At 67.1% G+C, this 24,706-nt stretch carries 27 protein-coding genes; 5 read left to right on the forward strand and 22 right to left on the reverse strand.

Annotation, left to right across the window (positions count from 1 at the left end; all coding sequences use genetic code 11):
• Positions 1-2 precede the first annotated feature (2 nt).
• Positions 3-596 carry a GNAT family N-acetyltransferase gene (locus tag ASE90_RS09985; protein ID WP_200910854.1) on the forward strand — a complete coding sequence of 198 codons (594 nt, stop codon included), beginning with the start codon at positions 3-5 and terminating at the stop codon, positions 594-596.
• On the opposite strand, the gene ASE90_RS09990 is transcribed toward ASE90_RS09985, so the two are convergent.
• Together ASE90_RS09990 and ASE90_RS09995 are read right to left on the reverse strand one after the other, a co-directional pair.
• The gene (locus ASE90_RS09990; protein WP_055999593.1) at positions 569-1,309 is read right to left on the reverse strand and encodes a hypothetical protein; all 741 of its coding nucleotides are present in this window, start codon (positions 1,307-1,309) and stop codon (positions 569-571) included. The two genes, ASE90_RS09985 and ASE90_RS09990, sit on opposite strands and share 28 nt — an antisense overlap.
• Positions 1,306-2,076, reverse strand: coding sequence for a hypothetical protein (locus ASE90_RS09995; protein WP_156361526.1), 771 nt, complete (start codon positions 2,074-2,076; stop codon positions 1,306-1,308). The genes ASE90_RS09990 and ASE90_RS09995 overlap by 4 nt, the downstream gene beginning before the upstream one ends.
• Positions 2,077-2,205: 129 nt before the next feature.
• On the opposite strand from ASE90_RS09995, the gene lipB reads away from it, so the two are divergent.
• From lipB to ASE90_RS10015, 4 genes are all read left to right on the forward strand, one after another.
• Complete coding sequence (lipB, locus tag ASE90_RS10000; RefSeq protein ID WP_056000153.1) at positions 2,206-2,889, forward strand: lipoyl(octanoyl) transferase LipB; 684 nt, start codon at positions 2,206-2,208, stop codon at positions 2,887-2,889.
• A gap of 94 nt (positions 2,890-2,983) precedes the next feature.
• A complete protein-coding gene (locus ASE90_RS10005) occupies positions 2,984-3,256 on the forward strand; it encodes a hypothetical protein (RefSeq protein ID WP_055999599.1) in 273 nt (90 codons plus the stop codon).
• Between the two features lie 203 nt (positions 3,257-3,459).
• Positions 3,460-4,134: a hypothetical protein gene (locus tag ASE90_RS10010; RefSeq protein WP_055999602.1), complete on the forward strand. Its 675-nt coding sequence runs from the start codon at positions 3,460-3,462 to the stop codon at positions 4,132-4,134.
• Positions 4,135-4,453: 319 nt separating this feature from the next.
• Positions 4,454-4,588: an entericidin A/B family lipoprotein gene (locus tag ASE90_RS10015; protein ID WP_055999605.1), complete on the forward strand. Its 135-nt coding sequence runs from the start codon at positions 4,454-4,456 to the stop codon at positions 4,586-4,588.
• Positions 4,589-4,906: 318 nt separating this feature from the next.
• Here ASE90_RS10015 and tatC read toward each other — a convergent pair whose 3' ends face one another.
• From tatC to ASE90_RS10110, 20 genes are all read right to left on the reverse strand, one after another.
• Positions 4,907-5,683, reverse strand: coding sequence for a twin-arginine translocase subunit TatC (gene tatC, locus ASE90_RS10020; protein WP_055999608.1), 777 nt, complete (start codon positions 5,681-5,683; stop codon positions 4,907-4,909).
• On the reverse strand, positions 5,680-6,081 hold the full coding sequence (gene tatB, locus ASE90_RS10025; RefSeq protein ID WP_055999611.1) for a Sec-independent protein translocase protein TatB: 402 nt from the start codon (positions 6,079-6,081) through the stop codon (positions 5,680-5,682). The genes tatC and tatB overlap by 4 nt, the downstream gene beginning before the upstream one ends.
• 47 nt (positions 6,082-6,128) lie before the next feature.
• Entirely contained in the window at positions 6,129-6,416 is a 288-nt protein-coding gene (locus tag ASE90_RS19690) for a twin-arginine translocase TatA/TatE family subunit (protein WP_082439102.1), read from the reverse strand.
• A gap of 37 nt (positions 6,417-6,453) precedes the next feature.
• Positions 6,454-7,020: an SMC-Scp complex subunit ScpB gene (scpB, locus tag ASE90_RS10035; RefSeq protein WP_055999614.1), complete on the reverse strand. Its 567-nt coding sequence runs from the start codon at positions 7,018-7,020 to the stop codon at positions 6,454-6,456.
• Positions 7,017-7,748 carry a segregation and condensation protein A gene (locus tag ASE90_RS10040; protein WP_055999617.1) on the reverse strand — a complete coding sequence of 244 codons (732 nt, stop codon included), beginning with the start codon at positions 7,746-7,748 and terminating at the stop codon, positions 7,017-7,019. The genes scpB and ASE90_RS10040 overlap by 4 nt, the downstream gene beginning before the upstream one ends.
• 32 nt (positions 7,749-7,780) lie before the next feature.
• Complete coding sequence (gene nagZ, locus ASE90_RS10045) at positions 7,781-8,785, reverse strand: beta-N-acetylhexosaminidase (protein ID WP_055999620.1); 1,005 nt, start codon at positions 8,783-8,785, stop codon at positions 7,781-7,783.
• A 46-nt stretch (positions 8,786-8,831) separates the two neighbouring features.
• Positions 8,832-9,563, reverse strand: a complete 732-nt coding sequence (locus ASE90_RS10050) for an SPOR domain-containing protein (protein ID WP_055999622.1) — start codon at positions 9,561-9,563, stop codon at positions 8,832-8,834.
• Complete coding sequence (gene argS, locus ASE90_RS10055; protein ID WP_055999624.1) at positions 9,563-11,290, reverse strand: arginine--tRNA ligase; 1,728 nt, start codon at positions 11,288-11,290, stop codon at positions 9,563-9,565. The genes ASE90_RS10050 and argS overlap by 1 nt, the downstream gene beginning before the upstream one ends.
• A 229-nt stretch (positions 11,291-11,519) precedes the next feature.
• Entirely contained in the window at positions 11,520-12,680 is a 1,161-nt protein-coding gene (locus ASE90_RS10060) for a deoxyguanosinetriphosphate triphosphohydrolase (RefSeq protein ID WP_055999626.1), read from the reverse strand.
• Positions 12,677-14,575: an SPOR domain-containing protein gene (locus tag ASE90_RS10065; RefSeq protein WP_235531745.1), complete on the reverse strand. Its 1,899-nt coding sequence runs from the start codon at positions 14,573-14,575 to the stop codon at positions 12,677-12,679. Before ASE90_RS10065 ends, ASE90_RS10060 begins: the two co-directional genes overlap by 4 nt.
• 297 nt (positions 14,576-14,872) lie before the next feature.
• Positions 14,873-16,393, reverse strand: a complete 1,521-nt coding sequence (gene ftsZ / locus ASE90_RS10070; RefSeq protein ID WP_055999632.1) for a cell division protein FtsZ — start codon at positions 16,391-16,393, stop codon at positions 14,873-14,875.
• A gap of 104 nt (positions 16,394-16,497) precedes the next feature.
• A complete protein-coding gene (gene ftsA, locus ASE90_RS10075; protein ID WP_055999635.1) occupies positions 16,498-17,757 on the reverse strand; it encodes a cell division protein FtsA in 1,260 nt (419 codons plus the stop codon).
• Positions 17,758-17,773: 16 nt separating this feature from the next.
• Positions 17,774-18,703, reverse strand: a complete 930-nt coding sequence (locus ASE90_RS10080) for a cell division protein FtsQ/DivIB (protein ID WP_055999638.1) — start codon at positions 18,701-18,703, stop codon at positions 17,774-17,776.
• Complete coding sequence (locus ASE90_RS10085) at positions 18,700-19,623, reverse strand: D-alanine--D-alanine ligase (protein WP_200910855.1); 924 nt, start codon at positions 19,621-19,623, stop codon at positions 18,700-18,702. The genes ASE90_RS10080 and ASE90_RS10085 overlap by 4 nt, the downstream gene beginning before the upstream one ends.
• Positions 19,620-19,811, reverse strand: coding sequence for a hypothetical protein (locus tag ASE90_RS20135; protein ID WP_162235076.1), 192 nt, complete (start codon positions 19,809-19,811; stop codon positions 19,620-19,622). The genes ASE90_RS10085 and ASE90_RS20135 overlap by 4 nt, the downstream gene beginning before the upstream one ends.
• Positions 19,808-20,689, reverse strand: a complete 882-nt coding sequence (gene murB, locus ASE90_RS10090) for a UDP-N-acetylmuramate dehydrogenase (RefSeq protein WP_156361527.1) — start codon at positions 20,687-20,689, stop codon at positions 19,808-19,810. The genes ASE90_RS20135 and murB overlap by 4 nt, the downstream gene beginning before the upstream one ends.
• Positions 20,686-20,880 carry a hypothetical protein gene (locus ASE90_RS10095; protein ID WP_055999641.1) on the reverse strand — a complete coding sequence of 65 codons (195 nt, stop codon included), beginning with the start codon at positions 20,878-20,880 and terminating at the stop codon, positions 20,686-20,688. Before ASE90_RS10095 ends, murB begins: the two co-directional genes overlap by 4 nt.
• A complete protein-coding gene (murC, locus tag ASE90_RS10100; protein ID WP_055999644.1) occupies positions 20,877-22,283 on the reverse strand; it encodes a UDP-N-acetylmuramate--L-alanine ligase in 1,407 nt (468 codons plus the stop codon). The genes ASE90_RS10095 and murC overlap by 4 nt, the downstream gene beginning before the upstream one ends.
• 52 nt (positions 22,284-22,335) lie before the next feature.
• On the reverse strand, positions 22,336-23,481 hold the full coding sequence (murG, locus tag ASE90_RS10105) for an undecaprenyldiphospho-muramoylpentapeptide beta-N-acetylglucosaminyltransferase (protein ID WP_055999647.1): 1,146 nt from the start codon (positions 23,479-23,481) through the stop codon (positions 22,336-22,338).
• Positions 23,478-24,701 (reverse strand): FtsW/RodA/SpoVE family cell cycle protein, encoded by a 1,224-nt coding sequence (locus ASE90_RS10110; protein WP_156357915.1) that lies wholly within the window; start codon positions 24,699-24,701, stop codon positions 23,478-23,480. The genes murG and ASE90_RS10110 overlap by 4 nt, the downstream gene beginning before the upstream one ends.
• Positions 24,702-24,706: the final 5 nt, after the last annotated feature.

Consider the following 24,706-nt stretch of genomic DNA (forward strand, 5'->3'; position numbering starts at 1 on the left):
GAGTGGCGCTGATCCCGGTCAAGCCGGACGAGGTGGCGACGATCGTCACCTCGCTCGAAATGCTCGAACGGCCGCGTCCGGCCCCGCTACCGGCGTCGCCGCTGCAACTGGTGCGCTGGGACAAGCCGGGAATCGATCGCTATCGCGCGCTCTTCCGCCGGATCGGCCAGCCATGGCTGTGGTTTTCGCGTCTGGTGATGGCGGACGAAACGCTGGCCGCGATCCTTCGCGGCGATGCGGTCCGCATCTGGGCGGTGGTCGACCGCGCGGGGATCGAGGTCGGGATGCTCGAACTCGACGACCGGAAGGCGGGCGAGTGTGAACTATCCTATGTCGGGCTGATCCCCGAACTGACGGGACAGGGCCATGGACGGTGGCTGATGGCGCAGGCGCTGGCGCTGGCCTGGCGCAGGGACGTGCGCCGGGTCTGGGTCCATACCTGCACGCTCGACCATCCCGGCGCGCTCGCCTTCTATCGGCGCTCGGGGTTCGTGCCGTACCAGCGGACGATCGAGACCTTCGCCGATCCGCGTGCCATCGGCATCCTTCCCGCCGACAGCGCGCCGCATTATCCTTTGCTCGCCAACCGTCGATAGACGGTCGCCCGGACCAGCGCGAAGGCGGTCGACATCGCTGCCCCGACAAAGGCGATGGCGGTCGCGAGCATCGCCATGGTCACCGGATTGCCGCCGCTGCGCGATACCGCACTGGCGGTGCTGGTCAGCAGCAACGCAATCAGTTGCCCGCCGAAATACAGCAGCGCCGACAGCGACAGCAACTGCAGCACATGGCCACGGGTCAGCGCGAGCGCCCGGCTCATCGCATCGCCGAAGCGCCGCTGCGGCTCGGCCAGCAGCACCGGCATGACCACGAACACGCGGCCGATCACGTACAGTGCGGGCAGCACCAGCAACAGCAATCCGCCGAGCTTCGCCGCGTTGACCAGCAGCATCGCGACGACCAGCACCGGCAGACGACGGAAGACGCTGCGCAACGCCGCGCCCACCGTCGGCCGCGCGGGATCGAGCAGCAGCGCCAGCAGCACCGCGATGCCGATCAGCTCGGCCAATGCCTGCACCGCCAGCCACGGCGCATTCTCGATCAGTTGCGCCTGCAACGCCGCGACGAGCGCACCGTTGTCGGCCGTTGCCGGATCGGCGGACACCGGCGCGCTGTCCATCGTCAGCAGCAGCGACAGCATCAGATTGGGCAAGAAGAAGAATATGCCCGCGACCGCCACGATGACGTCGCGATCCCGCCGCCAGATCGAAACCGCTTCACGTACCGCCGCAGCGACATCCAGCCTCATGCGAAGACGGCCAGATCGTCCTGCTCGCCGACGACGGCGCGATACAGCTTGCCGATGAACGCCGACTGGAACAGCGCCAGCACCGAACTGACCGCGGCAACGGCGACCGCGCCGGCGATGGCCGCGATCGACAGGCCGCCGGTATCGCCGGCGATCAGCGCAACGACCGAACCGAACACGAACTGTGCCGCCGATACGGCGATCCCCGCGACAATGGCGTACAAGATGATGAGGCCGATCAGCTTCCACGTCATCCCCCGCGTCAGCGCGAACGCCCGACCGAACGCGCCCAGCCCCCGCCGCTCCATCGCCACGACGGCGTTGATCGGCAGCAACCGTGCCGACAGCCACAGGACGAACAGCGCAAAGACGAGGAAATAGAGCAGCGCCGAGCCGAGCTTGCCGAATTCGGACGGCTGTAGCGACGTGCCGTTGGCGATCGCCATGAAATCGAACCCGCTGGCCACCGCCAGCAGGATGCCCGGCAGCGCAAGGATGCCAAGCGCGACCAGTACGACGACACTGAGCCCCACGAGCGGCACGAACCGGGTGGTGGCGATGGTCATCGCCGCATGGCGATCCTCACGCCCGCTCGGCTGCGCGGCAAAGCCGATCAGATACAGCGCTCCCCAGAGCGAGATCAGCGTGGTCGCAACCGACAACAGCCCGAGGCCGGCGGCGGTACCGCCGGTCGCGTCGGCCCGCACCCCGGCCAGGCTACCGCTGATCGCCGGAGCAGCGAACTGGGTCACGATCAGTACCGGCATCACGGTGCCAAGATGTTCGCGGACGAAATCGACCGCCCGGTCCCACACTGTTCCGACACTTACCATCGTTGCGCTCGCTCCCCATTTGATCGATGGACCTCGCTCTACCCCTCCTCTTCCCGAATGAAAATGGCTACCCACTCCTTCATCCCATCCATCGCAACCGAACAGCAGATCGAATGGCGCCGCTCGCCCGGTCGCATCGAATATCCTGCGGCGCTGGCGCAAATGGAGGCACGCGCGACCGCGATCGCGGATCGCACTGCGGATGAACTGGTGTGGCTGCTTGAACATCCGCCGCTCTACACCGCCGGCACCAGCGCCGACCCCGCCGAGCTGCTCGATACCCGGTTCCCGGTCCATGCGGCGGGACGCGGCGGTCGCTATACCTATCACGGGCCGGGGCAGCGGGTCGGGTATCTGATGCTCGATCTGACCCGGCGCGGGCGCGACGTCCGGCGGTTCGTTCATGCCGTCGAGTCATGGGTCATCGGCGCGCTCGGTGAATTCGGCATTCATGCCTATGCCGTGCCCGATCGGATCGGCATCTGGACCAGCGATGGCGGGACCGAAGCCAAGATCGGCGCGATCGGCGTTCGGGTGCGGCGATGGGCCACGCTGCACGGATTTTCCGTCAACCTCGCCCCGGATCTGACACATTTTGGTGGGATTGTACCCTGCGGCATCGCCGAATATCCGGTTACGAGCGCGCAAGCCCTTGGCAGACCGATCGATGCGAGTGATTTTGATCGGGCGTTGGCAGACGGTTTTCCCGTCTTCCTCGACGCCTTGTACGCTGGTGCACAAAACTAGGCTTGAGGGGGACGGGCGGTTCGACTATCGTCCAGAGCGGATTGGGTATGAACGGCTAAGAACGCCGCCTACTCCACAGCTTAGGGAGCTTACCATGCGTGCATTTTCGAAGATTCTGACCGGTTCGATCGTTGCCGGTGCAGCGCTGGCGCTGTCGGCTTGCGGCGGTAACACCGAAACCACCGCCGATAACGCGACCGTCACCGACCTGAACTCGACCGATATGATGGACGGGACGATGTCGGACAACATGACCGCCGTTGACGGCGCCATGGGCAACGACACCATGATGATGTCGAACGACAGCATGATGTCCAACGACAGCATGATGATGTCGAACGAAGCCGGCATGACCAACGCCATGTAATCAGCCGTTTCGGCTATTCTGGCGAAGGGGCCGTCCGGGCGACCGGGCGGCCCTTTTTCGTTGCGCGATCGGATAGCGCGACGATCGTTACGCGGTCGTGCGGCGAAACGTGGCGGCGATTGTAAAATCGGGCTTGGGTCGCTGGGCAAAACTGCCTAACCATCGCGCTCGCCCAAGGCGCCGATGCGCCGTGAAAGAAAGAGATGAGCGTAGTGCGTACTCTGGTTCTGGCCGCTGTCGCCGCCCTGACCGTCGCGGCAACCCCCGCGTCGGCACAGTTTTATCTGAAGCCCGTCGATATGGACGGCCCGCGCGTTACCGGCGAGGAAACCGGCGTCGCCACGCAGGCGCTGCCCGGCGCGACTCCCGCCGAACTGCGCGCGGCGGTGCTATGGAACCTGCGATCGGGACTGAACGTCGCGGCGCTGCAATGCCAGTTCGAACCAACGCTGCTGACGCTGCACAATTACAATGCGATGCTGTTCGATCATACCGACGAACTGAAGCAGAGCTACGACGCGCTCAGCAAATATTTCATCCGCACCGCCGGATCGACCAAGGCCGGCCAGACCGCGCTCGATCAATTCGGCACCCGAGTCTATTCGAGCTTCTCGACGGTTTCGGCGCAGCTCGGCTTCTGTCAGGCGGCAAACGAAATCGGACAGGAAGCGATCTTCGTGCCGCGTGGGTATCTTGGCGAGTTCGCCGAGATGCGGATGCGCAAGCTGCGCAACTCACTGGTCGCGTACGGCGATCAGCAGTTCACGCGCGCCATCCCCTATTATGTGCGTCCGGTGCGGCTCTACCAGTTCGAGAACAAGAAGTGCTGGCGCAAGGGACTGTGGCAGACGAAGCGTTGCGGCGAGTTCCCCGCCTGATCGCCACGGGCCGACACTTTCAAAAAAAGAAGCGGATCGGTCGGAACCAAGCATCGGGCATCCCGTTATCACCCTCGGATAGCGAATTTATGCCCCCCCGCTCTCGCTATCCAAGAACAGGGCCCGGTTGGTGTGAACCCTCCCCCCCCCGGTAACACCGCCGGGCCCGAATTCCAATTTCGAGTTGAACAGCCCGTCGGCGAATGCTGGCGGGTTGTTTTTTGTCAGCTGCACGGAGCAGTTGCTGAACCGGAACGAACCGGCGGGTTAGACATTCTCGTGTGGAGCGGCTCAAGCTGCCTGTCCATCGGAGGTCCTTATGCGAAAGTTTTTTAGCCTGGCCGTGGTTGCCGGCGCCCTCGCCATCAGCGCGTGCAACACCGTCGAAGGTGTCGGTCGTGACGTTTCTTCAGCAGGCGATGCCGTCACCGGCGCGGCGAAGGATTCGAAGTAAGTTCTTCGAACGGACCAAGGTTGGGGGGGTGGTTCGGGTGTCATCCGAACCGCCCCTTTTCTATGCGCGTTACCCGGTTCACAACGACCGACGGCACTGCAAACCTTGCCGATCGGCCCGGCGCTGGCGGCAGGGACAAATGTGTAGAGGTGGCTCCCGGCGTGGGCGGTGATCGCTGCACCGGACAAGATGCTCCGCGAAGACCCCAGTCCTACGCTCCGGCCGCACCGCGCGCCCGCAGCGCGCTGTTACGGCATGTGGCGGATGTGACCGGCACGAGCGGCCGCGGTGTGGGTCGTCACGGCACCTTGTAGACCTTCAGGCGACCTCTTCGTCGGTGTCAGCGTCGGGATCGCGCTTCGCCCGACGTTTCTCGGTGAACCAGATCGCGATCAGCGCCAGTTCGTAGAGCAGGATGAGCGGCACTGCGAGCAGGACCTGCGACCCAATATCAGGCGGCGTCGCAACGGCGGCGATGGCGAAGGCCGCGACGATCGCGTAGCGCCGCGCGCCGACCAGTTGCTTGCGGGTAACGATGCCGGCCAGTTCCAGCAGCATCAACAGGACCGGCAACAGGAACGCCAGACCGAATGCGAACAGGAACTGCATCACGAACGACAGATAGTTTTCGACCGACGGCAACGCTTCCTGCTGCACGCCGCCCAGATTGCCCTGATAGCCGAGCAGGAAATGCAACGCGACCGGGATCGTCGCGTAATAGGCGAGCGCCGCGCCAGCGATGAACAGCACCGGCGTGGCGAGCAAGAACGGGAACAGCGCCTTCTTTTCGTTCCGATACAGCCCCGGCGCGACGAACTGCCACAGCTGGTTGGCGATCACCGGAAAAGCCAGCATCATCGCGGCAAAGAACGCAACCTTGATCTGAACGAAGAAGGCTTCGAAAATCTGCGTGAAGATGACTTTCTTCTGTCCGGCCGCCAGCAATGGCTGGACGAGGAACGACAGGATCTGTTCGGAGAAATAGAAGCAAAGGCCGAAACACAGCGCAACGGCGATCACCGAGTAGAGCAGGCGACGGCGAAGCTCGATCAGGTGATCGAGCAGGGGCGCCTGACTATTGTCGATATCGTTCATGACGCAGCCTTGCCGTCGGCAGCGGGCGGTTGGTCGGCCGGACCCTCGCGCAGTTCGGGACGCTCCACCATGACCGGCGCTGCATGATCGACCGGCTGCACCGGGTCATGGACCGGCGGTGGCGGCGACGGCGCGCCGGCCGGATGGACGGCAGCATCCGAGGTCGGATGCTCGCGCATGATCCGGGCGTTCTCTTCCGCCCATTTCTTTTCCATTTCGGCCAGTTCGGCCTCGCGGACCATCGTATCGAACCCCGATCGGAACTGCCGCGCCACGCCACGCGCCTTGCCGACCCAATGGCCTACAAAGCGCATCGCTTTGGGCAAGTCCTTCGGGCCGATGACGAGCAACGCGACGAGCCCGACGAGCAGCAATTCGGAAGAATCGATATTGAACATCGGTGCTCGACTTCAGGCGGACCACCGGCCCGCCGGTTGGCAATGGATCAGCGGTCGCCGTGCGGACGGTCGGTGTCGCGCACGATCGGATCGCGCTGCACCGGATCGCGCGGGGCGGGATCGTGATCATATCGATCATCGCCGGGACGCTGTTCCAGCCGTTCGCGCGGACGAACGGGCGGCGGCGGTACGTCGTCGTCCTCGGCCATCCCCTTTTTGAAGCTTTTCAGCCCCTTCGCCACATCGCCCATCATGTCGGAAAAACGCCCCTTGCCGAACAGCAACAGGACCAGGACGCCGACGATAAGCCAGTGCCAAATACTAAGACCACCCATCGTCCACACTCCAAGCGAAACGGATCGTGCGCTTCACTTAGTCGCTATCGTCGCCGCTTTCCAGCATGGTTGCGAAGGCATCGTCGATTGGTTCGAGTAAACCGGCGGCGCGCAGGTCGTCGATCCCGGGCAGGTCGCGCCGGCTGTCGAGGCCGAAATGGTCGAGAAAGGCGGGGGTCGTGGCATAGGTCAGCGGTCGTCCGGGTACCTCGCGCCGTCCCGCCGGCCGGATCCAGCCGGCGGCGAGCAGCACGTCGATCGTCCCCTTCGAAATCTGTACGCCGCGGATCGATTCGATGTCCGCGCGGGTCGCCGGCTCGTGATAGGCGATGATCGCCAGAGTCTCGATCGCCGCACGCGACAGCCTGCGCGATTCGTCCCGGTCGCGGCGCAGGAAATGGGCGAGGTCGGGGGCGGTCTCGAAATGCCAATGCTCGCCGCGCCGGACCAGTCCGAACCCCCGCCCGGCATGGTCGGCCTGGATCGCGGCGAGCGCCGCCCGGACATTGCCGTCGCCGACATAGGCGGCGATCATGCCGGCGGTCAGCGGCGTCTCGCTGGCGAACAGCACCGCTTCCACCGCCCGGACGAACGGATCGGTCATGCGATCCGCCGGATGTCGATCGGGCCGAACGGCGCGTCCTGCCGGATCGCCACCCTGCCCTGCCGCGCCAGTTCGAGCGCCGCGAGAAAGGTCGAGGCCAGCGCCGAGCGACGAAAGCGTTCGTCGGCGTCGCGGGGCAGGAACGTGCCGATCGCGGTCCAGTCGATCCGGGTGCCGAGCATCGCCTGCACCCGTTCGATCGCGACCTCCAGCGTCATGACGGGCCGGTGCCGTACGACATGCAGCACCGGCCGGGTCCGTGCGCTGACCCGGCCATAGGCACCGATCAGGTCGTACAGGCTGGCATCCCAGCGCGCCTTGCGCACGACATGCAGCCCTTCGGGATCGCCGCGCATGAACACGTCGCGGCCGATCCGGTCGCGCGCCAGCAGCCGTGCCCCGGCCTCCCGCATCGCATCGAGCCGTTCGAGCCGCAGTTGCAGGCGCAGTGCCAGCTCCTCTGGGTCCGGGTCCATCTCCGGCTCGCGCGGCAGCAGCAGTGCCGATTTGAGATAGGCCAGCCATGCCGCCATCACGAGCCAGTCGGCGGCCAGTTCCAGCCGCACCGCCGCCGCCCGATCGATCCAGCGCAGATATTGCTCGACCAGCGCGAGGATCGAGATGCGCCGCAGGTCGACCTTCTGCGTCCGGGCGAGCGCCAGCAACAGGTCGAGCGGCCCTTCCCATCCGTCGAGTTCAATCGTCAGTGTCGACGCGTCGGCTTCCATAGCGGTGATCCTATCCGCGCGACGCAGCAGCGTCAGGCGAGCGCGAGCAGTTGGTCGCGGGTCGCGATGAGATCGGCGAACGGTATATCGGTCGTCTTCCCGGCACCGGCCATCGCGCGGTCGAGCCGCGCCCGCGAACCGGCGGCGATGCTGTCGAGGCGGTCGGCGATCGCCACCATCTCGTCCATGCGCGCCCAGCAATCGAGCACCACGTCGCAGCCGGCGGCGATCGCTGCCGACGCCTTGTCCGCCGGTGTTCCCGACAACGCCTTCATATCGATGTCGTCGGTCATCAGCAGGCCGTCGAACCCGATCCGATCGCGGATGATCCGCTGTATAACGGTCGGTGACAGTGTCGCCGGACGGCCGGCGTCCCACGCAGAAAACACGACATGCGCAGTCATCGCCATCGGCGCGTGTGCCAGCGTGCGGAATGGTTGCAGGTCGATCGCCAGGTCAGCGTCCGATGCATCGACGCGGGGCAGTTCGAGATGGCTGTCGACCCGTGCCCGGCCATGACCCGGCATATGCTTGACAATGCCGATCACCCCGGCCGACGCGAGCCCGTCCAGCGTGGCGCGACCAAGGGCGGCGACCTGCATCGAATCGGCACCATAGCTGCGGTCGCCGATCGCCCCGGTCATGTCGGGTTGGGCCACGTCGAGCAGCGGCAGCGCATCGACGGTTACGCCGACCTCCGCCAGCATCGCGCCGATCGCCTGCCCATTTGCCCTGGCCGCCGCAATCGCCGAGGACGGCGCGCGGTCGTAGAGCGCGGCGAACGCGGCAGGGGCCGGAAAGGCGGGCCATTCGGGCGGCCGCATCCGCGCGACGCGACCGCCCTCCTGATCGATCAGGATCGGCAGATCGGCCCGCCCCGACAGGTCGCGCAACGCATCGGTCAGCGCGCGCATCTGTTCGCGATCGACGCAATTGCGGCCGAACAGGATATAACCGAGCGGATCGGCTTCGCGGAACAGCGCGGCTTCGTCGGCGGTCAGCGTCGGGCCGGACAGGCCAAAGATCACGGGCTTCATACGGGCCGGGCTACCGCAGGCGGCCCGGCGCGACAACCGGCGTATGTCACCGGGCGATGAAGCAATTCTCCCCGGCCAGTTTCAGCTTGCCGCACAGGTCCGATGCCTGATTGGCGCTGCCGGCATTCACCCGCAGGCGATGGACGGTCTTGCCCTTTACCTCGGCGACCTGCACCGATTTGCCCAGCGGAGCGAGATAGGCGAAGCGGCGCGACAGCTGGTTCCAGGCGGTGTTGGCGACCGCTTCGCTGGGGAACGACCCCAGCTGTACCACCGAACCACCCGCCCCCGCCGCCACCGGCGCGGGTGCCGCAACCGCCGGGGCGCGTGCCTCCAGCCGCTGGGTGGTGGTGGGTACGGCCGTGGCGACACGGCCGGTGCCGCTGTTCGCCGGGGTATTGGCCGGGGCGGCGGCGCTGCCCTGCACCGGTGCCTCGGGGACTGCGTTGAGATTGACCGAGGCATTGCCGCCGGTCGCCCCTTCGCTGGTCGCGATGGCGGTGTCGCTGTCGCCGGTCACCTGCATGCCGTCGCTGCCTTCCGCACGCGTCTTGTACGGCTCGTTCGGCGCGGCGATCAGGTCGCCGGTGCCGCTGGCGGTCGGCGCATCGCGTTGCCGCAACAGGGCAAAAACGATGGCGGCGACCATCAGCAGCCCGATCAGCACCAGCAATACCGTCCGCCAGACCGGGCGCGGCGCGTCCGGTTCCGGATCGGCGCTTTCGAGCCACGGCAGGCGTTCGTGGTCGGGATCGCGCGATGCGATCGAATCCGCCATTATTTCATCTCCTCAACCGCCTCGACCCCCATGATGGCGAGGCCGTTGCGGATAATCTGCCCGATCGCGCGCGCAAGGAAAAGCCGTGCCTGCGTCAGTGCCACATCATCGGGCTGAAGATAGCGGCGCGACGGGTCGTCATTGCCCAAATTCCACGCCGCGTGGAATTCCGCAGCCAAGTCATACAGGTAGAATGCGATGCGATGCGGTTCCCGCACGGCGGCCGCGCTTTCGACCATGCGCGGAAACTGCGCCGCGCGCTTCACCAGCGCCAGCTCGACCGTGTCGAGACGGGACAGGTCGGCATCGTCGACCACGGCAATCCCCGCCTCGGCGGCACGCCGGGCCAGCGAATGGACGCGGGCATGGGCATATTGGACGTAGAAGACCGGATTGTCCTTCGACGCCTCGACCACCTTGGCGAAGTCGAAATCCATCTGCGCATCGGCCTTGCGCGTGAGCATGGTGAAGCGGACGACGTCCTTGCCGACTTCGCTCACGACATCGGCGAGCGTCACGAAGTTGCCGGCGCGTTTCGACATCTTGACCGGCTCACCGCCGCGCAGCAGCCGCACCATCTGCACCAGCTTCACGTCGAAGCGCGTCTTGCCTCCGGTCAGCGCCTGCACCGCCGCGACGATTCGCTTGACGGTGCCGGCATGGTCCGCGCCCCAGATGTCGATCAGCTGGTCGACGCCCTCCGCCTTCTGGAAATGATAGGCGAGGTCGGCCCCGAAATAGGTCCAGCTGCCGTCCGACTTCTTGATCGGACGATCCTGATCGTCGCCGAACTTAGTCGAGCGGAACAGCGGCAGTTCGACCGGCTCCCAGTCCTCGGGCGTCTCGCCCTTGGGCGCTTCGAGGACGCCGTCATAGACGAGGTCGCGTGTCCGCAGCCATGCCTCGGCGGCTTCGGGCTTTTTCGCCGCCTGCAACTCGGCTTCGGACGAGAAAACGTCATGTTCGATGCCGAGCAGCTTCAGATCGGCGCGGATCATGTCCAGCATCGCCGCGACGGCACGGGTCCGGAACAGCACCAGCCACTCCTCCTCCGGCGCGTTCACATACCGGTCGCCGAATTCGGCAGCCAGCGCCTGCCCCACCGGGACCAGATAGTCGCCGGGATACAGACCCTCGGGAATGGTCACGGTTTCGCCCAGCGCCTCGCGATAGCGCAGATGCGCCGAACGGGCGAGGACGGCGACCTGCCCGCCGGCGTCGTTGACATAATATTCGCGGACGACGCGCGCGCCGTTCCATTCGAGCAGGCTGGCCAGCGCATCGCCGACGACCGCGCCACGGCAATGGCCCATGTGCATCGGCCCGGTCGGATTGGCCGAGACATATTCGATGTTCACGACCGTCCCCGCCCCCGCCTGCGACCGGCCATAGGCGTCGCCCGCTTCGGCGATGGCGGCAAGTTCGGCGCGCCACGTCGCTTCGGTCAGCGTGAGGTTGATGAAGCCCGGCCCGGCGACCGACGCGGCGGCCACTTCGGGCAGGCCCGCCAGTTCGGCGACCAGCAATTCGGCCAGCGCGCGCGGGTTGGTCTTCGCTGGCTTGGCAAGGACCATCGCCGCGTTGGTCGACAGGTCGCCATGGCTGGTATCGCGTGGCGGCTCGACCGTGATCGCCCGTCGCTCCAGCCCCGCCGGCAGGTCGCCACGTGCCACGAGCGTGTCGAGCGCGCGGTCGAGATGGGCGAAGAAACGGGGGTACAGCGTCATGGCGGTTCCGGTCGGTTGGTGGAACCGCGCCGCTTAGCGGAAAGGACCGGCTTAGGCAAAAGCTGCTATGCGGTCAGCGTGTGTTTGAAAACGCGCGGCTGCGCGTTTTGCGGTACCGGCCCGCTCCCCCACCCGGCCACCCATTAAGCGTACCCTGTGGGTGGCCGGGTGGGGGAGCGGGCCGGTACCGCCTTGAAACTCGCCCTTTCGCGAGTTTCCAAACGGGCTCTCAGAACCCTTCGGGCAGGTCGATCGGGCCGACGACCTCGCGATAGCAGCGGACGGCGAAACGGTCGGTCATGCCGGCGATGTAATCGGCGATGTGGCGGCTGCGATCGGGCTCGCCTTCGGGCAGGGTCGTGCGCCAGCCATCGTGCATCGCGTGCGGATCGGCATGATAGGCGCTGAACAGCCCGGCGACGACCTGCCCCGCCATCTCCGCCGCCGCGAGCTGGCGCGGGTGGTGATACAGATTGGCGTACATGAAGCGTTTGAGCACCCGCTCCTGTTCGGCTATTTCGGGCGAGAAATGGGCGAGGCACTGGCCGGCGGCGCGCACATCGGCAACGGTCTCGACGCCTGCCGTCGCGACCCGACGGTTGGTCTCGGCGATCAGGTCGTTGACCATCGAACCGATCTGCGACCGGGTCAGTTCGCCGACCAGTCGTTCGGGCGGCACATCGGGGAAGCGGTTGCGCACCGCATCCCATCCGGCGGCGACGAACGGAACCTCAAGCAACTGGTCGAGCGTCAGCAGCCCGGCGCGCAGGCCATCGTCGATGTCGTGATTGTCATAGGCGATATCGTCGGCGATCGCAGCGACCTGCGCCTCCAGCGACGGCCATTCGTTCAGCCGCAGGGCGTGCGCCGCATCCGCCTGTGCCAGCGCCCATCCCGGCGTCGGGATCGGGCCGTTATGCTTGGCCAACCCCTCCAGCGTATCCCAGGTGAGGTTCAGCCCCCGCCAGCGCGGATACGGGCTGTCGAGCCACGTCAGCGTCCGCAGCGTCTGCCCATTATGGTCGAACCCGCCATGCACGACCATCGCCGCTTCCAGCGCATCTTCGCCGGCATGACCGAACGGGGGATGGCCGATGTCATGGGCAAGGCACAGCGCCTCGGTCAGATCCTCGTTCAGCCCCAGCGTGCGGGCGACCGCGCGACCGATCTGCGCGACTTCGAGGCTGTGGGTTAGCCGGACGCGGAAATGATCGCCATCGGGGGCCATGAACACCTGCGTCTTGTGGCGCAGGCGACGGAAGCTGATCGAATGGATGATGCGGTCGCGGTCGCGCTGAAACGCGTCGCGCGGGCCACGCGTGGCGTCGCCGGGTTCGGCGTGCAGGCGGCCGCCATGGGCGTGCGGATTCGCGGCGTAGCTTGCGGTCACTTGACCGGGACCCGTGCGACCTTCTGGCCGACTTCGCTGGTGAAGGCGAAGGCCTGTACCCCCGATTTGCGCAGCGTGTTGACGAAGGCCTGCGCCTCGTCATCGGTCTTGAACGGTCCGGTCAGCAGGCGGTTGGTCGCGCGCAGCGAGGTGGTCCATGCCTGTCGCCCTTTCAGCGCAGGGGCCTTGTTGGCCATGATCGCCCACGCGGCGGGCAGGCCGGCGACGTTGGCACCGCCGGCGATCTGCACCCAATGGCGTTCGGGATCGGCCCGCTTGGCCGCGGCGAGCTTGGCAGCCTCGGCGGCTTCGGCCTTTTTCTGGTCGGCGAGCTTCTTCGCCTCGGCAGCCTTTTTGGCGGTCGCGGCGCGGGTGTCCGCCAGTTTCCTGGCGGCAGCGGCCTTGGCAACGTCTGCGGCGCGGGCATCGGCTTCGCGTTTTTCGGCGGCCTTGCGCGCGGCGGCGGCATCGGCGGCGAAGGCGGCGGCGCTGGTCGGGATGGTGGCGACGGGCGGCGGGCCGACGCCGAGTTCGGAGGCCGGAATGTCGAGGTTGCGGATGATGCGGGCAAGGACGTCGTCGTTCGTTTCGCGCCGGGCGGCGACCGTCGTGGCGGCGGTCGAAGCGGCCGGCGTCGCCGGGGGCGGCGTTTCGGGCGGGCGGTCGACGACGGTGACCGGCACGGGCGCGGCGGCGACCTGCACCGGCGGACGGGCGGCCTGTGCCAGCCGGTCGCGTTCCGCCAGCGCGGCGGCGGCGACGCGGCGTTCCTCGGCCTGACGCGCCGCAACCCGTTCCGCTTCCAGTCGGGTTGCCTCGGCGATACGCGTCTGTTCGGCCTGTTGCGCGGCGAGTTGCTGGGCGTCGCGTTCGCGTTGGACCAACGCCGCCTTTTCGGCATTGGCACGGGCCAGCGATTCGCGGCGCGCGGTTTCGTCGGCGCGGGCCTGAGCAAGTTGCTGTGCCTGAACCTCGGCCACGCGGCGCGCCTGTTCGGCCTGCGCCTGACGGCGACGTTCGCCGCTCGACAGCGGGCGGACGGTCGCCGGAACGGTGGCTCGGGTCACGGCGGCGACGGCGACCGGTGCGGCAGTGCGGACCGGCGCGGGCAGCGGCGGCGCGAGGCGCGCGTCGGCGATCCGCTCGGGCGAGGGTGCCAGCCGGCCGAAATGCACCGCGAACGCGCGGTCGGCGCCGGCGAGTTGCGGCAGGCGGCGGAAGAAGGGCGACAGGCTGCTGGCGAAGCCCGGTAGCATGCTGGCGGTGATTTTGTCCGCACCGGTCGCATCGCCGGACATGGCGAGGACGAAGGCGCGTACCCGCCACGCGGCGCGATCGTTCTTCAGCAGCAGCGGGTTCAGAACCCGGGTCGCCTCGGCCAGATTGCCGTCGATCCCCAGCGACAGCGCGAGGCGGCGGGTGATCTCGTCATCCTCACCGGCCCGCAGCGCCTGCCGGTAATCGGCCTGCGCCAGCGTACCGCGCCCGAGCAGATCATAGGCGAGGCCGCGTTCGGCGAGATAGGGCGTCATCGCGACCCCTGCCCGCTCGGCGGAGTTGAATAGCGCGAGTGCTTCACCGGGCCGTTCCATCGTCACCAGCGCGACGCCCCGCGCGGCGCGGATGCGGGGGTCGCTGGGCGCGACCTTTTCGGCGCGGGCCAGGAACTGCATCGCGGCGTCGGTGTCGCCGAGCTTGCCGCTCAGGCGACCGGCCTCGACCAGCGCCGATACGTCGTTGGGGCTGCGGCCGAGGATGCGCATCTGTTCGGACAGGCGATCGGCATTGGGAGTCGTCACCGACTGGACGATCGCGCCGGACTGGGCCGCCACGGGCAGCGGGGCGGCGGAGGCGAGCAGCAGGGCCGTCGCGCGGAACATCGGGAATCGGGTCATGGGCGACCCCGCTACACCATGTCGGGGCTGAACCGGCTATGGTGGTTGCGCGCGGTCGGCGACGAAGCGAGTGGTCGTGGCGACGAACGGGCGGCGAAGGTGACGAAGGTGCCACGTATCGACGTACTTCCGGGCAAGTCGGGTGCGCGGCGGGTGCCGGTTTCGAGTCTGACAGGGTTGCGGGGTGTAGGAAAGTTTCTTCGGTTCCGTATGCGGAGGCCCCCCTCCCCGCGGAGCGGGGAGGATTTGGGACTTCAGGAACTGTCGCCCCGCGATGCCGGTCGCGGGGCGGGTTGCTTACTGGTTGTTCTGGCGGTGGAGGAAGCGCGGGATGTCCAGCGGTTCCTTGCCATCGTCGGTGCCGCGCGCGGGTGCGCGGCCGGCGTTGGCCATGCGTTCGAACAACGTGCCGCCGGGCTTGCGGGTCGGTGCCGCTTCTTCGCGCGGGGCCGGTTCGGCGGGCGTTTCGGGGGTCAGCCAGCGGCGACGGCCTTCGCTGGACGACGCGTTGAAATCGCTCGCCGGGGTCGGTGCGGGCGCGGGTGCGGCGGCTTCGGCACCGAGCACCAGTTCGTCCTCATCGGCGTGCGAAGGTTGCACCGGTGCTTGCGGAGACATGTGCTGCGGGGCGTCGTAGGTCGAATGCGGCACGATCCGTTCCGACACCGACGGCTGGCTGGCCCCCTGCGGAAAGCGTTCCATCGGTGCGGGCGCAGGCGCTTCCTGCAGATGCTCGGCAGCGGCACCGGTCGGCGCGACCGGAGCGGACGTGGCCGGACGACGGGGCGCATTGAACGAGAAGGCGCGGGTCGGTTCGGGCTGGGCCGGAGCGGGCTGTGCCTGCGACGGGACTTCGTCCTCGATACCGGTCGCGACGACCGATACGCGGATCTTACCCTCCAGCTCGCTGTTGAACGCTGAACCCCAGATGATGTTGGCGTCTTCGTCGACCAGTTCGCGAATGTGGTTCGCGGCTTCATCGACTTCGAGCAGGCGCATGTCGTCGCCGCCGGTGATCGACACGATCACACCCTTGGCACCGTTCAGCGATACGCCGTCGAGCAACGGGTTGGCGATCGCCTGCTGCGCCGCCTCGATCGCGCGATTGTCACCTTCGGCCTCGCCGGTGCCCATCATCGCCTTGCCCATCTCCTGCATCACCGAACGGACGTCGGCGAAGTCGAGGTTGATAAGGCCGGGCATGACCATCAGGTCGGTGATGCCGCGCACGCCCTGCTGCAACACTTCGTCGGCCATTTCGAAGGCCTGCTTGAAGGTCGTGTTGGCGTTGGCGATCAGGAACAGGTTCTGGTTCGGGATGACGATCAGCGTATCGACATATTTCTGCAGCTCTTCGATGCCGGCCTCGGCCGACTTGCCGCGACGCTTGCCCTCGAACGCGAACGGACGGGTCACGACGCCCACGGTCAGGATGCCCATCTCGCGCGCCGCCTTGGCAATGACGGGGGCCGCGCCGGTGCCGGTGCCGCCGCCCATGCCGGCGGCGATGAAGCACATATGCGCGCCCTCAAGGCTCTTCTGGACCGCCTCGATGGTTTCCTCGGCAGCGGCGCGGCCGATTTCGGGGCGGCTGCCCGCGCCCAGACCCTGGGTGATCTTCGCACCCAGCTGGATACGCTGCGGCGCGGACGACTGTTTCAGCGCCTGCGCGTCGGTATTGGCGACGAGGAACTCGACCCCCTGCACCTCGGCACGGATCATGTTCGCGATCGCGTTGCCGCCGGCACCGCCGACCCCGATCACGGTGATGCGCGGGGTCAGTTCATCCACGTCGGGTGCCAGAAATTCGATGCTCATACTCGGTCTCCCTGTCCCGGCCGGCACCGGGCACAATTACCATGCCGTTGTGCATCAAGCAGCGAGGCGATCCTAGTCCCCCGCGGCCCGATGGGTAGAAAAAGTCAATAGTTGGTGCGGAATGCGGTCATCAGCCGCTGGAACAGCGCACCCGTGCTGGGACGCGATACCATCTGCTGCGTGGGTTGTAACGCGCGCAAATCGACCGGGTTCGATGCGGCGAACATGGCCAGACCGGCCAGCGTCGCGAAGCCGGGACCCGAATGCGCCTCCGGCAACGCCGTCAGCCCGCGCGCCCGACCAACACGGACCGGGCGACCGAGTGCCTGTTGCGCGTAATCGGCGATCCCCTTCAGTTCGGCACCGCCGCCGGTCAGCACGACCTGTCGCCCGACCGGATCGTCGAAGTTCAGTCGGCGCAACTCCTTGCCGATTTCGCCGACCAGCCGTTCGAGCCGCTGGCGGATGGTGGTGATGAGTTGCGCGCGGGTGATGCGCGTCCCTTCCGCATCCTCGTCCGCGCGCACCGCCGCGACCTCGATCATGTCGTGATTGTCGCGCGGGGACATGTTGGCCGAACCGTAGAAGCATTTCAGCCGTTCGGCCTGTGCCCGACTGGTGCCGAACGCCGACGCGACATCGTCGGTGATGTCGCTGGCCCCCATGGCGATCGAGGCGAGGCCGGTCAGCACGCCATTGGCGAAGACCGAGACGTTGGTAATCCCCGCGCCGATTTCGACCAGTGCGACGCCCAATTCGCGCTCCTCCTCCGACAGGCAGGCAAGGCCGGTCGCGACCGGCGCGGCGACGATCGATTTGGTTTCGAGATGCGCCGAGCGGACGCACAGGTCGAGGTTGCGGACCGGCGAGCCTTCGGTGGCGACGACGTGGATCTCGACGCCGAGGCGATCAGCGTGCAGCCCCTTCGGTTCCTGCACCCCGCCAAGGCCGTCGAGCGTGTAGCGCATCGGCTGCGCATGCAGCACCATGCGCTGACCCGGATCGATCGCGTTGCGACCAGCCTTCAGCAGCGCATCGATATCGGACTGTTCGACGCGGTGGCCGCCCAGATCGACCTCCAGCTTGACGATATCGGACACGAGGCCACCCGCCGAAAAGCTGACCCACACATCCTCGATATTGAAGCCGGCGATGCGTTCGGCCTGTTCGACCGCTTCGCGGACCGCGGTCTCGGTCGCTTTCATGTCAGCGATATAACCGCGCTTGACGCCGCGACTCTCCCGCTGACCGGTGCCGAGCACGGTCAGTTCGCCGCTGTCGTCGACGCGCGCGATCAGTGCCGATACTTTCGACGTGCCGATGTCGAGTGCGGTGATGATTCCTTCCGGTGCCGTTTTCGCCATATGCCCTGCCCCCTGTTCAGTCGCCGTCGGTCGGCGGTGCCGCCGCCGTCGCATTGTCCGACCCGTCGTCCTCGACCTCGTCCGGCGTCGCGTGCTTCATCCGCACGACCAGCTTGGTCGGATCGCGCAGGTCGAACCGATCATAGCCCTTGCCGAGCAGGCCGAGCGTACCGTCGAGCTGCGCGAACTTGATGAGCGCCTTCGCCGAATCGGCCTCGCCTTCGGGCAGGACCAGGCGTTCTCCGGTCTGGAACAATATGTCCCAGCGGCGATTGCCGACCCATATCGCCGCCTTCACCACGGGTTTCAGCGCGGGCGCGGCGGCCATCAGCTTGCGATAGGCCGGTTCCTGCGCATTGGCACCGTCACCGATCACCAGCGGCAGGCGCGGCATCCGGTTGGGCTGAACCCCGTCGAGCAGCACGCCGCCCTCGTCGATCAGCATCAGTTGCCCCTTGTTCTGCCATACCGCCGCCGGATCGCGTTCGACAACGTCGACGACCAGTGTGTCGGGCAGGCGGCGGGAAACGCGGGCATCGGCGATCCAGCCATAGCCGAGCAGCTTCTGCCGCGTGGCGTCGAGATCGACCAGCGGCATCGCCCGCGACCGCTGGTCGAGGGCGACGGCATAGACCGAGGTCGCGTCCATGCGCTTGAGGCCGGTCACTTCGATCTGTTCGACGCGGAAGCCGGCCGACCCGACCGCCTCGGCAGCGGCCACGCCGACCATGCCGAACAGGCCGAACCAGTTGGCGAGCGCGATCACGATCGCACCGGCCCCGGCGGTCAGGCTCCAGCCGACGATGCGGCGCGCGGTCGCGGCACCGCCGGGCAGCGCGGCGACGGCCTGATCGAGGACCGAGGCGCGGACCGGGCGCTTCTGCTGCACACGGCGCTTGGGCTTGACGGTGCGGGTCTGCACGACGCGCTTGCCGGTCTGGGTCATCGCATCGCCTCTTCCACGATCCAGCCGACAAGGGCTTCGTAGCTCATGCCGACATGGCGCGCCTGTTCGGGGACGAGGCTCAAGGGCGTCATGCCGGGCTGGGTATTGGTTTCGAGGACGAACAGGCCGTCGATGCCGCGTTCGTCGTCCCAGCGGAAATCGGTGCGCGACGCGCCCTTGCACCCCAGCACGCGGTGGGCGGTCACGGCATAGGCCATGCACGCCTGCGCGACATCGTCGGGGACGTCGGCGGGGCAGACATGCTCGGTCAGGCCGTCGGTATATTTGCTGTCGTAATCGTAGAAGCCGCTCTTGGGCTTCAATTCGGTGACGCCCAATGCGCGGTCGCCCAACACGGCGGTCGTCAGTTCGCGGCCACGGATGAAGGGTTCGGCGAGGAGTTCGTCGAATTCCTGCCACGGGCCTTTGGCGTCCGCCGCGATCGGGTTGCCGACATTGCTATCGTCGGTGACGATGGCGACGCCGACCGAGGAGCCTTCGCTGACGGGTTTGAGGACGTACGGGCGCGGCAGCGGGTCGCGTTCGTGCAGTTCGGCGGTCTTGACGATGCGGCCGCCGGGCATCGGCACGCCGGCGGGGACGAGCGCGTGCTTGGTCAGCACCTTGTCGATCGCGATGACCGAGGTGGCAAGGCCACTATGCGTATAGCGCAGGCCCATCAGGTCCATCATGCCCTGCACCGTGCCGTCTTCGCCGGGCGATCCGTGGAGCGCGTTGAAGACGAGGTCGGGCTTCGCTTCGGTCAGGCGCGCGGCGATGTTGCGGTCCATGTCGATGCGGGTGACCGTATGGCCGAGCGATTCGAGTGCGGTCGCGACGCCAGCGCCCGACATCAGCGAGACTTCGCGTTCCGACGACCAGCCGCCCATCAGGACGACGATGTGCAGGGGGTCGGTCACGCGGTCGGTTCCTTGTCGTATCCGATTAAAACAAAACCGTTTGGTTCGAGCAGCTTCGAGCGAAGTCGAGAAGCGTCCGTCGAGAACCAGTCGCCCCAAACGACGCCTTCTCGACTGCGGTTCTCGACTTCGCTCGAACCTCCGCTCGAAGCAAACGGGTTGGGGTTGGAGAGGGACAGGTTAGTCACGCCACCCCCACCCGCTGGATTTCCCACTCCAGCGTGACGCCCGAGGCGGCAAGCACCTTTGCGCGGACGTCCTCGCCCAGCGCCTCGATATCGGCACTGGTCGCGTTGCCGGTGTTGAGCAGGAAATTGCAATGCTTTTCCGACACCTGCGCATCGCCGCGCATCAGGCCCCGGCAACCGGCGGCATCGACCAGCGCCCATGCCTTATGCCCATCGGGGTTCTTGAAGGTCGATCCGCCGGTCTTCGAGCGCAGCGGTTGCGATGCCTCGCGCGCGGCGGCGATGCGGTCCATTTCGGCCTGGATCGCTTGGGCATCGCCCTGCTCGCCGCGAAACGTGGCGGAGACGACGATCGCGCCATCGGGCAGGTCGCTGTGGCGGTAGCGATAGTGGAGGTCGGCATTGGCGAGCGTCGTCAGTGTGCCCTCGCGGGTCACGACCTGCGCCGCGACCAGCACGTCCGCCACCTCGCGGCCGTAAGCACCGCCGTTCATCCGCACGAACCCGCCGACCGTGCCGGGGATCGAGCGCAGGAACTCGACGCCCGCAATGCCTGCGTCGCGCGCGGTCGACGAGACGAGGATGCCACTCGCCCCGCCGCCGCAGATGAGCGTCAGGCCGTCGGCGACGACCCTGGCGAAGGGTTTGCCGAGGCGGACGACGACACCGGGGACGCCGCCGTCGCGGACGATCAGGTTGGAGCCGAGCCCCAGCCCCATCACCGGCACCGATGCGTCGAGCGCGCGGAGGAAGTCGCACAGGTCATCCGTGTCGGCCGGTTCGAACAGCCACTGCGCCGCGCCGCCCGCCTTGAACCAGACGAGCGGTGCAAGGGGTGCGTTCGCGGTCAGTTTGCCACGGACCGGCGGCAGGGTCATTTGCCGCCGCCCCAGAACCGTGCCCACGCGGTCCACGCCTCTGCCTGCGCATCGGCGACCTGCTTGCCGATTTCGGTCACGTCGCGCTGTTCGGCGGTGTCGAGCAGCTTCTTGGCGGCGTCGAGCTGCGCCTGCTGCGCGCGCAGGATTTCGCGCTGCATCTCGATCGCGGTGGAGAACCAGTCGCTCATGCCAGTTTCTCGCCGATCGCGGCGGGCAGGCCGGCGGCGATCTTGGTGATGTCGCCAGCGCCCAGACAGACGATCAGATCACCGTCCTGCCCTTCGGCGGCGAGCGCGGTGGCGAGCGCGTCCTTGTCCGCCGCGACCTGTGCCGAACGGTGGCCGCGCAGGCGGACGCCGTCGACCAGTGCCTCGGCGCTGACGCCGTCGACCGGGGTTTCGCCGGCGGCGTAGACGGGCAGGACATGGACGGCATCGGCGTCGTTGAACGCCTGTGCGAACTCGTCCATCAGCGCCCCCAATCGCGAATAGCGGTGCGGCTGGACGACGGCGATGACCCGCCCGCCGGTCGCTTCGCGCGCAGCCGACAGGACGGCGCGGATTTCGACCGGGTGGTGGCCGTAATCGTCGATCACAGTCATGCCCGCCACTTCGCCGACGCGGGTGAAGCGGCGCTTCACGCCGCCGAACTTGGCGAAGCCCTGCGCGATCGTCGCATCGTCGAGGCCGAGCTCGACCGCGACGGCGATCGCCGCCAGCGCGTTCTGGACATTGTGGCGGCCGGCCATCGGCAGGTGGATGCCCGAGATCGTCCGGGTCTGGCCGTCACGGTCGCGCACGACGCAGTCGAAGCGGTTGCCGTCGCGGCCCGCCGTCACCTCGACCCCGCGAATGTCGGACTGGGCCGAGAAGCCATAGGTGACGATCCGGCGGTCGCGGATGCGCGGGATCAGCGCCTGCACTTCGGGGTGATCGAGGCACAGCACCGCCGCGCCGTAGAAGGGCACGTTTTCAATGAATTCGACATAGGCGTCCTTGGCCCGGTCGAAGCTGCCATAATGGTCTAGATGTTCGGGATCGATGTTGGTGACGACCGCGATCGTGCCGTCGAGCCGCAGGAAGCTGCCGTCGCTCTCATCGGCCTCGACCACCATCCAGTCGGAGGCACCCAGCCGAGCGTTCGAGCCGTAGCTGTTGATGATGCCGCCATTGATGACGGTCGGATCGACGCCGCCGGCATCGAGCAGCGCAGCGATCAGCGAGGTCGTCGTCGTCTTGCCATGGGTGCCCGCAACCGCGACGGTCGATTTCAGCCGCATCAACTCGGCGAGCATTTCCGCGCGGCGCACCACCGGGATGCGCTTGGCGAGCGCATGGTCGCGTTCGGGATTGCCGGGCTTGATCGCGGTCGAGGTGACGACGACCGCCACACCCTCCACATTCTCTGCCTTGTGGCCGATATGCACGTCGATGCCGCGCGCGCGCAGCCCGTCGACGACATAGCCCTCGGCCACGTCCGATCCCTGCACCTTATAGCCGAGATTGTGCATCACCTCGGCAATGCCCGACATGCCGATGCCGCCGATGCCGACGAAATGGATCGTGCCGATATCGGTCGCGACCCCCTTCATCGGAGGCCTCCGATGAAGGGGGTCGCCCGTCCTGAGCTTGTCGAAGGGCCCTTCACGCAAATGCTTCCTTCTGTCGTTTGGCGGGAGCGTGTCTGCCCACTTTCGCCTTGGGTGCGTCGATGCTTTCGACCAGATCGGCCATGTCGCGGACCGCGAACGGCCGCCCGCAACTGCGCGCCCGCGCCGCTGCATTGGCAAGCGCAGCGGGATCGAGGCCGAGTTTCTGGATCTGCTTGGCCAGTTCGCCGGCGGTGAAGTGCGACTGGGCGATCGCGCGGGCACCGCCGGCCGCAACGATCTCACGGCAATTCGCCGTTTGATGATCGTCGGTCGCGCTGGGGAGTGGCACGAGGATCGCGGGGCGCCCGGCGGCGGTCAGTTCAGCGATGGTCGAGGCACCGGCACGCGCGATCACCACATGCGCCCATGCGAGCCGGTCGGGCAGGTCGGGCAGATAGGTCGCGATCTCCGCCGGAATGCCGTGTTCGGCATATTTGGCGCGCACCACGTCGATATCCTCGATCCGCGCCTGATGCGTTACCTGCATCCGCCGCCGAAACGCCACGGGCAACAGCGCAAGCCCGTCGGGCACGACCTGGCTGAGGATGCTTGCCCCCTGGCTGCCGCCCGTCACCAGCACGCGGAAGATCCCCTCGGCATCGAGCATGGGATAAGGACGATCGCGCAGCGCGAGCACGCTGTCACGCACCGGATTGCCGACCAGATGCGTCTTGGGGACATGCTTGTCCTTCAGCCGGTCGACCTGTTCGTAACTGGTGGCGATGGCGTCCACGCTGCCCGCGACCAGCCGGTTGACCCTACCCAGCACGGCATTCTGTTCGTGGACGATCGTCGGCACCTTCTGCGCGAAGGCGGCGAGCAGCGCCGGCAGTGCCGGATAGCCGCCGAAGCCGATCACCGCCGACGGCCGGAACGTCCGGTACAGTTCGATCGCCATCGATCGCCCGGCCAGCATCTGCCGCCCGGCCTTCAGCCAGCCGATCGGCCCACCGCTCAACCGACCGGCGGGCAGGACGTGGGTCTGGATGCCGTCGAACAGGTCGGGAAAGCGCACGCCGCGTTCGTCGCTGACCAGCGCGACGCGGTGGCCGCGCCGGGTAAGTTCGACCGCCAGCGCGGCGGCAGGAACCATATGTCCCCCGGTGCCCCCGGCGGCGAGGACATAATGTTTGCTCATTTCGCTCCGCTCCAGCGCTGTGGGCCATAAGGTGAGCGGCTCAGATACGGGTTCCGGCGGGTGAAAGCGAGCAGCAGTCCCATCGCCGTCGACAATGCGATCATCGACGACCCGCCATAGGAGATGAACGGCAGCGTCATCCCCTTCGACGGGGCGATGCCGACATTGACCGCCATGTTGATGAGCGCCTGCGCCCCGAACTGCACAGCGAGGCCGGCGGCGGCGAGCAGCTTGAACGCGTCCTCCTCGTCAAGCAGGCGCACGAAGACGCGCACGACGATCGCGAGAAAGATCAGCGCGATGATCGCGCAGGCGATCAGGCCGAATTCCTCCCCGACCACGGCAAAGATATAGTCGGTATGCGCCTCGGGTAGCTTGAACTTCACGCGCCCGCCGCCGGGACCAGTGCCGATCGCACCGCCGGCGGTCAGCACGGCATGGGCCATGTCGACCTGATAGCTGTCGGTCGCGGCGCTTTGCGGATCGGGGAACAGGAAGCCGTCGATGCGAACGCGCGCCGTGCCGTAGAAGGTGTAAGCAGCGGCGACGAGTCCGACCCCCGCCCCGCCCAGCAGCGCCATGGTACGAACCGAAATGCCCGAGATCACCAGCAGCGCCGCCCAGGTGCAGCAGAAGATCACCGTCTGACCGAAATCGGGCTGCAGCATCAGGCAGCCGGCGATGACCGCCGTCAGCGCGCCGGTGACCCACAGCATCGGCAGCTGCGGGTCCTTGGCGCGCAACGACAACAGCCATGCGGTCGTGACGATGAACATCGGTTTGAGAAATTCGGACGGCTGGAACTGGCCGATGCCGAGGCTGACCCAGCGCCGGGCGCCATTCGCCTCGACCCCCACGAACGGGGTGACCATCAGCGCCAGCAACAGGACGGCGGTCCCGAACAGGCACAGCCGCCGGGCGAAGGTGACCGGCAGCATCGATACCGCGATCATGACGGGGAAGGAAAAGGCGATCCACCCCGCCTGTCGCCAGAAATACATCATCGGCGGCACGGTGACGTCGCCGCCCGAGTACCGTACCGCCGAGGCAGGCGACGCGGCGGCGACCGCGACCAGCCCGATGGCGATCAGCACCATCGCGATCAGCAGCAGCACCCGGTCGACTTCGCGAAACCATGCGCCGATCGGCGAACGGGCGCTGCGGCCCTGCAGCGTTTCGACCCGTTGCCGCAGCGCGCGAACATCCCGCCCGCGTCCCATATCGG

This window comes from Sphingomonas sp. Leaf67 (genome assembly GCF_001421965.1).
In the GTDB taxonomy this organism is placed as follows: domain Bacteria; phylum Pseudomonadota; class Alphaproteobacteria; order Sphingomonadales; family Sphingomonadaceae; genus Sphingomonas.

Bases quoted from the DNA above. Each gene is read 5' to 3' on its own strand.
- murC (WP_055999644.1), bottom strand. From the start codon at position 22,283: ATGAAGGGGGTCGCGACCGATATCGGCACGATCCATTTCGTCGGCATC.
- scpB (WP_055999614.1), bottom strand. From the start codon at position 7,020: ATGACCGATCCGTTCGTCCGGGCGGTGGAAGCGGTGCTGTTCGCCAGC.
- ASE90_RS09995 (WP_156361526.1), bottom strand. From the start codon at position 2,076: ATGCCGGTACTGATCGTGACCCAGTTCGCTGCTCCGGCGATCAGCGGT.
- nagZ (WP_055999620.1), bottom strand. From the start codon at position 8,785: ATGAAGCCCGTGATCTTTGGCCTGTCCGGCCCGACGCTGACCGCCGAC.
- ASE90_RS10065 (WP_235531745.1), bottom strand. From the start codon at position 14,575: ATGACCCGATTCCCGATGTTCCGCGCGACGGCCCTGCTGCTCGCCTCC.
- ftsA (WP_055999635.1), bottom strand. From the start codon at position 17,757: ATGGCGAAAACGGCACCGGAAGGAATCATCACCGCACTCGACATCGGC.
- ASE90_RS19690 (WP_082439102.1), bottom strand. From the start codon at position 6,416: ATGGGTGGTCTTAGTATTTGGCACTGGCTTATCGTCGGCGTCCTGGTC.
- tatB (WP_055999611.1), bottom strand. From the start codon at position 6,081: ATGTTCAATATCGATTCTTCCGAATTGCTGCTCGTCGGGCTCGTCGCG.
- ASE90_RS10110 (WP_156357915.1), bottom strand. From the start codon at position 24,701: ATGGGACGCGGGCGGGATGTTCGCGCGCTGCGGCAACGGGTCGAAACG.
- tatC (WP_055999608.1), bottom strand. From the start codon at position 5,683: ATGAACGATATCGACAATAGTCAGGCGCCCCTGCTCGATCACCTGATC.
- ASE90_RS10005 (WP_055999599.1), top strand. From the start codon at position 2,984: ATGCGTGCATTTTCGAAGATTCTGACCGGTTCGATCGTTGCCGGTGCA.
- ASE90_RS10050 (WP_055999622.1), bottom strand. From the start codon at position 9,563: ATGGCGGATTCGATCGCATCGCGCGATCCCGACCACGAACGCCTGCCG.
- ASE90_RS10015 (WP_055999605.1), top strand. From the start codon at position 4,454: ATGCGAAAGTTTTTTAGCCTGGCCGTGGTTGCCGGCGCCCTCGCCATC.
- lipB (WP_056000153.1), top strand. From the start codon at position 2,206: ATGGCTACCCACTCCTTCATCCCATCCATCGCAACCGAACAGCAGATC.
- argS (WP_055999624.1), bottom strand. From the start codon at position 11,290: ATGACGCTGTACCCCCGTTTCTTCGCCCATCTCGACCGCGCGCTCGAC.
- ASE90_RS10040 (WP_055999617.1), bottom strand. From the start codon at position 7,748: ATGGAAGCCGACGCGTCGACACTGACGATTGAACTCGACGGATGGGAA.
- ASE90_RS10080 (WP_055999638.1), bottom strand. From the start codon at position 18,703: ATGACCCAGACCGGCAAGCGCGTCGTGCAGACCCGCACCGTCAAGCCC.
- murB (WP_156361527.1), bottom strand. From the start codon at position 20,689: ATGACCCTGCCGCCGGTCCGTGGCAAACTGACCGCGAACGCACCCCTT.
- murG (WP_055999647.1), bottom strand. From the start codon at position 23,481: ATGAGCAAACATTATGTCCTCGCCGCCGGGGGCACCGGGGGACATATG.
- ftsZ (WP_055999632.1), bottom strand. From the start codon at position 16,393: ATGAGCATCGAATTTCTGGCACCCGACGTGGATGAACTGACCCCGCGC.
- ASE90_RS09990 (WP_055999593.1), bottom strand. From the start codon at position 1,309: ATGAGGCTGGATGTCGCTGCGGCGGTACGTGAAGCGGTTTCGATCTGG.
- ASE90_RS10010 (WP_055999602.1), top strand. From the start codon at position 3,460: ATGAGCGTAGTGCGTACTCTGGTTCTGGCCGCTGTCGCCGCCCTGACC.
- ASE90_RS10095 (WP_055999641.1), bottom strand. From the start codon at position 20,880: ATGAGCGACTGGTTCTCCACCGCGATCGAGATGCAGCGCGAAATCCTG.